The organism is Rhodococcus sp. 1R11 (assembly GCF_004563845.1).
In the GTDB taxonomy this organism is placed as follows: Bacteria; Actinomycetota; Actinomycetes; order Mycobacteriales; family Mycobacteriaceae; genus Rhodococcoides.
Genome location: NZ_SPNG01000017.1, coordinates 82,366 through 93,202, shown reverse-complemented (window position 1 = coordinate 93,202; position 10,837 = coordinate 82,366). Strand labels below are relative to the sequence as shown.

Annotated in this window: 11 protein-coding genes; 7 read left to right on the top strand and 4 right to left on the bottom strand. The window is 64.9% G+C overall.

Going from position 1 to position 10,837, the window contains the following annotated elements; translation table 11 throughout:
* Positions 1-455: AIM24 family protein (locus E4P29_RS23770; protein ID WP_167735597.1), on the top strand; the 455-nt coding region annotated here is incomplete at its 5' end.
* Here E4P29_RS23770 and E4P29_RS23765 read toward each other — a convergent pair.
* Complete coding sequence (locus E4P29_RS23765; protein ID WP_135047438.1) at positions 444-1,199, bottom strand: alpha/beta fold hydrolase; 756 nt, start codon at positions 1,197-1,199, stop codon at positions 444-446. The two genes, E4P29_RS23770 and E4P29_RS23765, sit on opposite strands and share 12 nt — an antisense overlap.
* Positions 1,200-1,227: 28 nt before the next feature.
* Here E4P29_RS23765 and E4P29_RS23760 point away from each other — a divergent pair, with 28 nt between their 5' ends.
* Positions 1,228-1,551 (top strand): hypothetical protein, encoded by a 324-nt coding sequence (locus E4P29_RS23760; RefSeq protein ID WP_135047437.1) that lies wholly within the window; start codon positions 1,228-1,230, stop codon positions 1,549-1,551.
* A gap of 21 nt (positions 1,552-1,572) precedes the next feature.
* Here the strand turns inward: E4P29_RS23760 and E4P29_RS23755 are convergent, their stop codons facing one another.
* Positions 1,573-2,559, bottom strand: coding sequence for a type IV toxin-antitoxin system AbiEi family antitoxin domain-containing protein (locus E4P29_RS23755; RefSeq protein WP_348539778.1), 987 nt, complete (start codon positions 2,557-2,559; stop codon positions 1,573-1,575).
* Here E4P29_RS23755 and E4P29_RS23750 point away from each other — a divergent pair.
* Positions 2,552-3,010, top strand: coding sequence for a hypothetical protein (locus E4P29_RS23750; protein ID WP_135047436.1), 459 nt, complete (start codon positions 2,552-2,554; stop codon positions 3,008-3,010). The genes E4P29_RS23755 and E4P29_RS23750 overlap by 8 nt on opposite strands.
* Here E4P29_RS23750 and E4P29_RS23745 read toward each other — a convergent pair.
* On the bottom strand, positions 3,003-4,172 hold the full coding sequence (locus E4P29_RS23745; protein ID WP_135047435.1) for a macrolide family glycosyltransferase: 1,170 nt from the start codon (positions 4,170-4,172) through the stop codon (positions 3,003-3,005). The two genes, E4P29_RS23750 and E4P29_RS23745, sit on opposite strands and share 8 nt — an antisense overlap.
* 105 nt (positions 4,173-4,277) lie before the next feature.
* Here E4P29_RS23745 and E4P29_RS23740 point away from each other — a divergent pair, with 105 nt between their 5' ends.
* The 3 genes from E4P29_RS23740 to E4P29_RS23730 are packed head-to-tail and all read left to right on the top strand — an operon-like array spanning position 4,278 to position 9,120.
* Positions 4,278-4,865 (top strand): GNAT family protein, encoded by a 588-nt coding sequence (locus tag E4P29_RS23740; RefSeq protein ID WP_135047434.1) that lies wholly within the window; start codon positions 4,278-4,280, stop codon positions 4,863-4,865.
* Positions 4,866-4,874: 9 nt separating this feature from the next.
* The gene (locus E4P29_RS23735; RefSeq protein ID WP_135047433.1) at positions 4,875-7,244 is read left to right on the top strand and encodes a lysylphosphatidylglycerol synthase transmembrane domain-containing protein; all 2,370 of its coding nucleotides are present in this window, start codon (positions 4,875-4,877) and stop codon (positions 7,242-7,244) included.
* A gap of 55 nt (positions 7,245-7,299) precedes the next feature.
* Positions 7,300-9,120, top strand: coding sequence for a bifunctional diguanylate cyclase/phosphodiesterase (locus E4P29_RS23730; protein WP_245154461.1), 1,821 nt, complete (start codon positions 7,300-7,302; stop codon positions 9,118-9,120).
* On the opposite strand, the gene E4P29_RS23725 is transcribed toward E4P29_RS23730, so the two are convergent.
* Positions 9,098-9,394 (bottom strand): antibiotic biosynthesis monooxygenase, encoded by a 297-nt coding sequence (locus E4P29_RS23725; protein ID WP_032367731.1) that lies wholly within the window; start codon positions 9,392-9,394, stop codon positions 9,098-9,100. The two genes, E4P29_RS23730 and E4P29_RS23725, sit on opposite strands and share 23 nt — an antisense overlap.
* Positions 9,395-9,475: 81 nt before the next feature.
* Here E4P29_RS23725 and E4P29_RS23720 point away from each other — a divergent pair, with 81 nt between their 5' ends.
* Positions 9,476-10,828, top strand: a complete 1,353-nt coding sequence (locus E4P29_RS23720; RefSeq protein ID WP_209205499.1) for an 8-oxoguanine deaminase — start codon at positions 9,476-9,478, stop codon at positions 10,826-10,828.
* Positions 10,829-10,837 lie beyond the last annotated feature (9 nt).

Genomic DNA, 10,837 nt, shown 5'->3' with positions numbered 1-10,837 from the left:
TCGACGACGGCAACCTCACCATCCGAGCGGCCAACCTGCTCGCCTTCGAGCCGACTCTGGATCTCAAGCAGTCGATCGTGCCCGGCTTCCTGACCCTGCTCGGTACCGGAAAGTTCTTGGCCTCGTCCAACGGCACGGTCATGTTCGCCGAGCCGCCACTACGCATCGACCCGGAAGCGCTTGTCGGTTGGGCGGATTGCCCGTCGCCATCACATCACTTCGATGCCGCCTGGATGCAGAACTTCCTCGGCGCAGCGCGCGGATTTCTCGGGGCCAACAGCGGCGAAGAGCGTCAGTTCGATTTCACGGGCGCCGGCACGGTGCTGATCCAGTCGAGCGAGAAGGTCTTGAACGACACCCATCTGTTGCGGCACATCGAATCTCAGACGGTCTCCCTCGGCCAGAACTCATTGCGGGCACTGCACAACACCATCGGGGCCCGGCTACAGCAGTAGGCCGGATCGCAGAACCTCGACGGTGCCGGCGGGATTGTCGGCCATCATGACGTGGCCGGCGTCATCGATGCATGCGAAAAGCACCCCTGCAGAAGCCAATCGACGCTCCTGGCTCGGCGCACCAGTGCGGTCTCCATAGACGAACAGCCGCGGCAACGTCAGAGACTTCAGCATTGCCTCGGCCGTCGGATCCGGACCTTCGCACAGCCCGACGGCGGTGCGGTGCAGCGCGATCGGATCGGCAATGCACAGGGTGGACGCCCAGTCGGGGTCGGCGTCGGCGATGAGCTCGGCATAGCCGGTTTCGACGAACTCCGCTTCGGATTGTCGGGCAATCTCGACGCTGGCGGTTCCGTCCCATGGCAGGAGGTTGGGTTCGAGCACGATCAGTCGGCCCACCAAATCCGGTCGACGGTAGGCGAGCACGATGGCAATCGATCCCCCCAGACTGTGGCCCACCAGGTCCACTGATGCGAGCCCGCGCTGCTCGAGCACGGTCGCGATGATGGCCGCGTGGTCGTCGAGCGAGTAGCCGAAATCGTGTGGACGGTCGCTGAGTCCAAAGCCAACCAGGTCCGGCAGCACCCGCTCGCGGCCGTCGAATGCCGGATCGGCGGCGAGGGCACCGAATGCCGGAACACCCGCCGAGCCGAGGCCGTGCAGTAACACCAACGCGGGGTGCTCGGAATTACCCGGCACTGCGAACGTGTGGACACTCGGCGGCAGTTCGGAGAAAACGCGCATACTGGAGTTTCACTCAGGAGGTAGCGCCATGGCCAACCAGGGACCCTTCGGATTCGGATCCGACGACTTCGACAAGTTCGCGCGTGAAGCGACCGATGGCCTGCGCGAGGTGGTCGGCTCGCTGTTCGCCAACGCGGGAGCACCCAAGGCCCCGTCGGAGCCGGAAACCACAGGCCAGAAGGGTGACGGCGTCTGGGCGATCTACAGCGTCGACGATGCCGGCTCGGCGCAGGTCGATCAGCTCTACGCCACCGAACTCGATGCGCTGCGAGCACACAAGGACAACACCGACCCGCGTCGACGGGTCCGATTCCTGCCCTACGGCGTGAGCGTCAGCGTTCTGGAGGACTGAATCGGGTGCAGCTGACCGCGCTCAGCGCGGCTGGCTGCACCGGATTCGCGTGATGGCGGCGAGTATCTCGGCGATCACCCGGTCCATCCGTTCGGTCAGGTCCGCCCAGGTGTAGCGAAGTACCGTCCAGTCCCGCGAGATCGCGTTCTGCCTGGTTCGATCACGCTGGAAAGCGTCGCGATCGGAGTGGAAGGCCCAACCGTCGATCTCGATCGCCACCATCTCGATCAAGAACGCGATGTCCAGTTCGTAGCCGTCCCATCGATAGTTGACCGCCCACCCGGTGATCTTGCGGAGGCGCAGCTCGCGCACCAGCAGGCGCTCACCCTCCGATCGGGCACCACCTTCGGCGGCTGTCAACAGCCGCTCCGCCTTCGGAGCCCCGGTCCGTCCTGCATTACGGGCATGCGCACGTCGCAGGCTTTCCAGATTCGTGTGCCGCTGCAGTGCTCGATCCATGATGTGGGCCTTGCCGACCGACGCCTCGAGAACGGACAGTTCGAGTGAGGTGACCCGCACTCCGCGGCGCTCCACGACATCGGTGCTGTGCACGTCCCGTCTGCGAAGCCGGCACCCGGCGGCCCGACTTCGACCGGTTCTGGGGACGGTGACCTCGATGATGCCCGGCATCTCGGCCACGACACGATGCCAGAACGCTGCGGCCTCTCCGCTGAGAACGGCTCGGTCGCCCGCGCCCCACACTGCGCATCGAATTCGTGCTTCCCCAGTGAAGGGTCGATCGGCAACGAAGAACACCCCGCGGTGAATCGCCTTCCACTTGCCTCCGCGCACCAGGCGGTCCACCGCATCCCCACTGAGTCCGCAGGCACCGGCCTGAGCACGGGTGATCACTCCGTCGTGCTGCGCCAGCCAGGATTCGAGCATGCCTGCTTCGACGTCGACGGTTCCCGAACGGTTCCTCCCTTCGAATCGGGTGCAGCTGACCGCGCTCAGCGCGGCTGGCTGCACCGGATTCTCGACGTCGGTACCTTTGATCCTCGTGACCACACAGCAGGATGCAATCTCCATTCCGTTGGGCCGACCCGTGTTCGTTCAGGCACTGAGGTACACGGCACTGTTCGATCAGAAGCCGTTCGCCGAGGCGTTGTTGATCTACACCGACAACGGCGCGTACAAGATCCTCTCGCCGGGCGAGGAGCATTACGGCAGCTACGTCTCGTACACCGATCCCGCCGAGAACCCCCGACACGTGATCTTCCTGTCGTGGCCGTCCGAGGATTGGGGCCGCAACGTCGCCTCGCACACTCTGACGTTCAATCCCGATTCTGCGGCGTTCACGCAGGTACTCGTTCTGCCCGGTAGCCCGGTGCCGCGCTCGCAGTACGGCTACGCGGTGCCGATCGCCGGTCCGGAGAGTGTGGACATGACGGCTTCCTGGGATCAGGTCCGCGATACGTACGCCGAGACGTTCGAGGAATTGGCGACGCTGGCTACGTAACCGTTCCGCCGGCATCGACGCCGAATGCCTCGATCGCATTCGCGGCCTGGTCGACGCCGCCGTGCGCACGTACCACGGCGCTGATCTCACGTGCGCGCGGCGCGAGTCCTCGGGCCTGTTCGACGGCCTCGCGAAGGACTGTTGCCGTCACCCCGTCGAAGTCGACGTGCACTCCTACGCCGAGTTCGGCGAGCATCGCCGCGTTGCCGAATTGGTCGACCGCCTGCGGTAGGGCAACTGTCGGAACGCCGAACCACAGGGCTTCGGTGCACCCGCCCATTCCGGCGTGGGTGACGAACACGGTGGCGGCGTCGAGCACCGCGAGCTGCGGAACATGTCCGTGGAGTTCGACATTCGCGGGTAGATCCCCGAGTACGGCGGGGTCGACACGTCTGCCGATGGAGATCACCACGTGCCAGTCCGTGTTCGCGAACGTCTCGATGCACAGCCGGTAGAAGTCGGGGCGTTCGTTGTACCCGGTGCCGAACGATACGTAGAGAACGGGCCTCTCGGGCGCGGACCACGATCGGTCGTGCAGTCGCACCGGATCGAGACATGGGCCGACGAACTGCACCGAGCTGGGGACTCGATCGGCGTTCGGCTGCATCACTTTCGGGATCAACGACAGGCAGTGCTCCGGGTACGTGATCCAGTCCCACGGGTCTGCGTCGATGTCGTTTTCTCGCAACCAGGTCGCATAGGTATCGCGATACGCAACGCCGGTTGTCGACTCACGGATAGAGGCCATTCCCTCACCGAGATCCTCGACGTAGCCGTCCCAGGCGACATATGTAGGGGAGAGCTGCACGGCCGTCACCCCGTACCGGACGCCGAGGATCGGGGCGGTCAGACCGCCGATGTCGTAGAGGAGCACGTCCGGCTGATCGTCGTCGTAGAACGCGGTGAGCACGGGAAGAGACGCGATCGCTTCGTCGAGGAACACCTGCATCGCCGACGCCGGGTCGTCCGGCCAGGAGCCCTCCCCGTCGGGAAGTATCGAGGGGAACGCCACCACCTCGAGTCCAGCGGGTTCGACCAGGTGCCGCAACGACTCACCGACGGCATAGGTGACGCGATGCCCGCGTCGGACCAATTCGGCGACGACGGCGAGCGAGGGATAGATGTGACTCGGTGCCGTCGTACCGATCATCGCGATGTGCATGCCGCCCACCGTAGGACGCGGAGAGGACGCAGGGCTATCGGTTTTCGTTGGCGGTGGCGACCTTCTCGCTGTTGCGAACACCACGCCGGGACGTATCGTCGGCCAATGTCCTTTCTGCAACCGGTGACCCTCACTGACGACCTCGTGACCCTCGAGCCGCTGAGCCGCGATCACCTCGAGGGGCTGTGCGATGCCGCCCGCGACGGCGAGCTCTGGAAACTCTGGTACACGAGCGTTCCGAAACCGGAAGACATGGCCGCCGAGATCGATCGCCGGCTGGGACTGCTCGACGCGGGAACCATGCTTCCATTCACTTTGCGGCGCAACGACACCGGGCAGATCCTCGGCGCGACGACCTTCTGCAACGTCGATTCGAACAACCGCCGCGTCGAAATCGGATACACCTGGAATGCGCGCTCCGCCCACGGAACCGGCACCAACGCGTCGAGCAAACTGCTGTTGCTGACGCACGCTTTCGAGGAACTCGGTTGTATCGCGGTGGAATTCCGCACCCACTGGATGAACCTCCAATCGCGGACGGCCATCGCGAAACTCGGAGCCAAGCAGGACGGCATTCTGCGCAATCACCAACGTATGGCCGACGGTTCACTGCGCGACACCGTCGTGTTCTCCATCATCGAATCCGAATGGCCCGCCGTGCGCAACGAACTCCGTCGGCGTACCGCACGGTAAGTTGAGCCCATGCGCGTGGATGGGCGGGACGTTCCCGTAGCGGGAAACCTGCTGCAGCCGCTGGTGAGAAGAACCAGTGACATCATTCGGGTCGTTGCCGCCTCGGTGTTCTTGAGCTTGGTCATCGCCGGCTCGCTCATCACCCGAAATCAGTGGGACGCACTCGAACAATCGGTGTCCAACATCGTCGGCGTGCTCAGCCCCGATCAGTCCAACGCCGTCTACATCGTCTACGGCGTCGCGATCCTCGCCCTCCCGTTCGGAGTGTTGATCGGGCTGATCGCCGGACGCAAGTGGAAACTGTTGGCCGGGTACGCGGCAGCAGCTCTGATCGCCGCGCTGGCTCTGTCCATTACCGGTACCGGCATCTCGACTCCGACGTGGGACCTGGACGTGCCCGAGCGACTCGACACGTTCCTGTCGCAATTCCTCGACGATTCACGCTGGATCGCCATGCTCGCCGCGGCACTCACGGTGTCGGGCCCGGGCCTACCCGCGCGGTGGCGTCGAGCATGGTGGGCACTGCTGCTCGCCTTCGTACCGATACACCTGGTCGTGTCCACGGTGGTCCCGGCCCGTTCGCTGCTCGGGCTGGCGGTCGGTTGGCTCGTCGGTGCGATCATCGTGCTGCTGGTCGGCACCCCGGCACTGGAGGTTCCACTCGACGCGGCCGTGCGCCTGTTCCGCAGCCGGGGCGTCGACGTCCGCAGCTTCACCGTCGTGCGACCCGCAGGCCCGGGCCCGTTGGTACTGAACGCCCACACCCCGGACGCCGATGTGGTGGTCGAGCTCTACGGGCAGAACCAGCGCAGTGGCGGTGCGCTACGCCAGTTCTGGCGATGGATCACCCGGCGCGGCAGCGAGACAGCACCGTTGCACGCGTCCATGCGCCGCGCCGTCGAGCACCGCGCGTTGATGGGCCTGGCCATCAAGGGTGTGAACGCCGCAGGCAGCGACCCGTTGGCGGTAGCAGCACTCGACCGCGGCTGGACGTTGTACGCGCACAGCCAGCCCATCGGCGACCCCATCGAGGCCGAGCTCGACGACGCCGCGCTCAGAGCTCTCTGGTCGGCTCTGAACACGTTGCACGAGAACCAGATCTCGCACGGTGACCTGCATCGGGGTGAACTGCGGCTCCACGACGGCGCGGCACTGTTCTGCGGGTTCGGGCACGCAGAACTCGGCGCGTCGGACGCCCAGATGCAATCCGACGTCGCACAGCTGTTACTCACCACTGCAGATCTTTTCGGCTCGCATCGCGCCGTGGCCACGGCCGTCGAGGTCCTGGGAATCGACGTCGTGATCGCGGCGTCCGGTCGATTGACCAAGTCCGCCATCCCTCTTCGGGTGCGTCAGTCGGTTGCCGATGCAGGAAAGACGATGAAGTCCGTCCGGCTCGAAGTGCTCGATCAGACCGGTGCCGCGAGGATCGAGGCCGAACAGGTCACGCGATTCAGCCGCAACCAGATCATCTCGCTCGTGTTGTTGATCGGATTGGTCTACGTCGCATACCCGTTCATCAGTGCAGTACCCGCGTTCGTCGTCGAATTGGGTTCGGTCGACTGGTGGTGGGCGCTGCTCGGTCTGGCCGTCTCCGCGCTGACCTACATCGGGGCCGGTGCCGCATTGTGGGCGTGCGCATTCGGCAAGGTCAGCTTCAAGAATCTGACGATCATGCAGGTGGCGAACACCTTCGCCGCGACCACGACACCTGCGGGCGTCGGCGGCCTGGCCCTGAGCGTCCGTTTTCTACAAAAGGGTGGATTGGGTACCGTTCGCGCGACGGCCGCTGTGGCACTGCAACAGTCGGTTCAGGTGATCACCCATGTCAGCCTGCTGATCTTCTTCAGTGTCGTCGCCGGAACGTCATCGGGGCTGTCCAACATGGTGCCGGGCAACACCGTGCTGTACCTCATCGCCGGCGTCGCATTCGGAGTCGTCGGGACCTTCATGTTCGTGCCCAAACTGCGACTGTGGCTGAAAGTGGCCGTGCGGCCCCAGGTTGCCGAAGTGCTCACCGAGCTCGGCGAACTCGCCCGAGACCCGAAACGGTTCTCGATCATCATCCTCGGCTGTGCCGCAACCACTTTGGGTGCTGCGCTCGCCCTGTGGGCGAGTGTCGAAGCGTTCGGCGGCGGAACGACGTTCGTGACGGTGACAGTGGTAACGATGATCGGGGGCACATTGGCCTCGGCCGCCCCGACGCCGGGCGGCGTGGGGGCCGTGGAAGCAGCCCTCATCGGCGGGCTTGCCGCGTTCGGCCTCCCCGCCTCCATCGCAGTCCCGTCCGTGCTGCTCTACCGCGTACTGACCTGCTGGTTACCGGTGTTTCTCGGCTGGCCGACGTTGCGGTGGCTCACCAAGCACGACATGGTCTGAACGGTTGCATCCGCACTACGGCAGCAGGTGTGGGTGCTAGCGTTCACGCAGGTTAGTGGCTGGTTCTACGGAGGGCGTCACCATTTCCGAACCGGGAGACTTCGCACCCACCGCGGAGGAACGCTGGGTGCGGCTGTTCATCAGCGGAATGACGCTCACGTTCGGCCTCGCCGGGGCCCTGATGGTCCCCGCCGGTCAGTTCTCCGACACCATGTCGATCGCCGTGCTGCTCGCGTCCGTCACCACGGTGCCGGTGGCGTTTGCCTGGTACGTCCGTCCGTGGGCGTCCCCGAAGATGGCGATTGTCTACATCCTCTACGCCGACGTCGGCATCGTGACCGTTCTGTTCGCCTTCCAAACCCACTTCGACGCGATGCCGGGCTGCGCGATGTTCTCGATCGTCGCAGCGTTCATCGTCGTCGCGAGCTCGCACCGTGTCATGTTGATTCACTTGGCAATCGGCGCACTCACCCTTGCGGGCCTTGCCGCTCTGGCTGTCTCGGAGGGTGCCGATCCATGGTCCACCAATTCTCGAATGGTCACCATCGGATCCCTCTACGCCGCACCCTTCATGATCAAGTCGTACATAAGTCAGCTGCGAACGAGCGCGGCGAGAGCATTGCGAGATCCGTTGACCGGCCTGTGGAACCGGCGTGGGCTGCTCGATACCGTCGACTCGTTGCGCCTGTCACCAGCTGAAGATCGTGCACAGCAGGCGGTCGGGGTGACCGTCCTCGACATCGATCGGTTCAAGCACATCAACGACAGGTTCGGCCATCCCTCCGGTGACGCAGTGCTCGTCGAGGTCGCCCGTCGCCTGTCCGTTGCAGTGGGGGACAAATCCGCGGTCGCACGACTCGGCGGCGACGAGTTCGTGGTCGTCAGTGTCGGAACCAGAGAGTCGATCACCCAATCGGACAACAGGATTCGCGCATCACTGGAGGAATCGTTCGACGGCCCGCCGTTCACCACAAGTGTGGGCTCGGCCGTGGAGACGCCGCCCGCCGACACCGGCCTACACGTATTGGTCCGACGGTTGATCGCACTCGCCGACATCGAGATGTATCGCTTCAAAGCACGGACGTCGGGAAAGTTCCCGGAGACGGGACTGTCCGCAGCGGATGCCCGCGAACAGGCCAGGCAGAGAATCGATGCGCTCATCGAATCCGGCGGGCCCGACATCTTCTTCCAGCCCATCTGCGACACGGTCACCGGTTCGACCGTCGGCTACGAGGCACTGTCGCGATTCCCGTTCGGCCACGGATCGCCCCTGTCGTGGTACCGCGACGCAGCCGACGCCGGCGTCGGTGCACGGCTCGAACGCGCAGCGCTGGAACAGGCGCTGACGCATACTCATCATCTACCGCCGGGGCCGTTCGTGTCGCTCAATGCGTCGGCGGACACCATCCGCACGACCGACCTACTCGACCGGTTGCGTCCGCATCTGGCAACCCGAACCTTTCACCTCGAGATCACCGAGCACGAACGCGTCGACGACTACCGTGCGGTGACCCGCGCCATCGAGAGCCTGCGCGACGCGGGGGTCCAAATCTCCATCGACGACGTCGGAGCCGGGTTCGCCGGTATGCGCCACATCGTCGAGCTCAGGCCCGACACCCTCAAGATCGACTACGCACTCGTGCACGGAATCGATCGGGACGCATTTCGACGCGCCGCAGCCACGGCGATCATCGACTTCGCCCGACAGATCGGTGCCGGCGTCATCATGGAAGGTGTCGAGACCGACGCGGAATTGCGGGTGGCGGCCGATCTCGGTGCCGACATGGTGCAGGGGTTCCTCACCGGTCGACCACAACCGGCCACGGTGGCCGGTGGCCGGATCGACGAATCCGCTACACCGAAGAATCGACGGTGAATTTCGTCAACGACGGTGCTGCGGCAAGCAGCGGCGGCAATTCGACGATCTTGCCCGGTCCGGCGCGGAACTCGCGGTACTTCGCGTCGGCCTCCGCCGACTCCCACGTCTCGTGCGCGACGACGTGCGCTTCGTTCTCTTCGTCGACCCACACCTCGACACCGAGGCATCCCTCGAACGCGCGGGTGTCCGCGAGAACGGTGCGCAGCAACGCCCGTGCTTCGGCAAGGGATTCGGGCTTGAACGTGAGATCCAACAGTGCAATGAGAGCCATACCGTCACCCTAGACCCGCTCCACTGCGCCGACGCTCCGGCGGGCTTACGATGTCGCAGCAACTCGAAAGGCCGACGACACATGACCACCGTGATCTCCAATGCGTATATCGCCCCCATTGTCGGCGACGAGGTTCCCTCCGGCTATCTCGTGATCGAAGGAACGAAGATCACCGCAGTGGGATCCGGCTCGGCACCGGTCCTCGCCGGGGCAGAGAACATCGACGCGTCCGGCTGCCTCGTCACGCCTGGACTGGTGAACACCCATCACCACCTCTATCAGTGGGCCTCTCAAGGTCTCGCCAAGGACAACACGCTCTTCGAATGGCTTGTGGCGCTGTACAAGCCGTGGTCGAAGATGGATGCCGAGGTCGTCGGTGGCGCAGCTGCTGCCGGCCTCGGTTGGCTGGCGAAATCGGGATGCACGACGAGCACCGATCATCACTACATCTTCCCCAAGGGCCGAGGCGACCTGTTCGCCGCCGAGATCGACGCGGCTCAGCGCATCGGCGTCCGATTTCAGCCGTGCCGCGGCTCGATGGACCGGGGTGTGTCCGACGGCGGTCTGCCGCCCGACGAGGTGGTAGAAACGCTCGACGACATCCTCACCGCTACCGCCGAGGCCATCGACACCTATCACGACGCCTCCTTCGGCTCTATGCTCCGCATCGCCGTCGCGCCGTGCTCCCCGTTCTCGATCAGCAAGCAACTGCTCGTCGAGTCCGCACAACTCGCCCGCGCAAAAGGTGTTCGGCTGCACACCCATCTGGCCGAGACTCTGGACGAGGAGGAGCATTGCCTCGCTCAGATGAACTGCACCCCGGTCGAATACATGGAGCAGGTCGGCTGGCTCGGTGACGACGTGTGGTTCGCCCACGCGGTACACCTGCACGACTCCGACATCGCGAAGATGGCGGCCACCGGCACCGGCATTGCGCACTGCCCGAGTTCCAATGCACGTCTGGGCGCAGGCATCGCGCGAATCTCGGACCTGCTCGCGGCCGGCGCACCCGTCGGCCTCGGTGTGGACGGTTCCGCTTCGGCCGAGATGGTGCCGCTTGCCGGCGAGGTCCGCCAGGCGATGTACATGCAGCGAGCCAAGTACGGTCCGACAGCACTGACCGCGCGTCAGGCACTCGAGATCGGAACCCTGGGCGGTGCAACAGTACTGGGCCGGCAGAGCGAGATCGGGTCACTCGAGGTCGGCAAGCTGGCCGACATCGCCATCTGGCGCACCGATGGTTTCTACTCGGCCGTGGACGACCCTGTGGTCGCGTTCGCGTACGGGCAGACGCCACCGCTGGCGCGCGTGATGGTGGGCGGTCGAACGATCGTCGAGAACGACGTCCTGATCAGCGCACCGCAGGACGAAATAGGCCGCGCCGGAGCCGATGCGCACCGTCGCCTGATGACACTCGCGCAGGACGTGCTGTGAGCGGGTCTT

Excerpts from the sequence above, each read along its gene's own strand:
- E4P29_RS23740 (WP_135047434.1), top strand. The coding sequence starts at position 4,278 with ATGTCCTTTCTGCAACCGGTGACCCTCACTGACGACCTCGTGACCCTC.
- E4P29_RS23765 (WP_135047438.1), bottom strand. The coding sequence starts at position 1,199 with ATGCGCGTTTTCTCCGAACTGCCGCCGAGTGTCCACACGTTCGCAGTG.
- E4P29_RS23745 (WP_135047435.1), bottom strand. The coding sequence starts at position 4,172 with ATGCACATCGCGATGATCGGTACGACGGCACCGAGTCACATCTATCCC.
- E4P29_RS23735 (WP_135047433.1), top strand. The coding sequence starts at position 4,875 with ATGCGCGTGGATGGGCGGGACGTTCCCGTAGCGGGAAACCTGCTGCAG.
- E4P29_RS23720 (WP_209205499.1), top strand. The coding sequence starts at position 9,476 with ATGACCACCGTGATCTCCAATGCGTATATCGCCCCCATTGTCGGCGAC.
- E4P29_RS23725 (WP_032367731.1), bottom strand. The coding sequence starts at position 9,394 with ATGGCTCTCATTGCACTGTTGGATCTCACGTTCAAGCCCGAATCCCTT.
- E4P29_RS23760 (WP_135047437.1), top strand. The coding sequence starts at position 1,228 with ATGGCCAACCAGGGACCCTTCGGATTCGGATCCGACGACTTCGACAAG.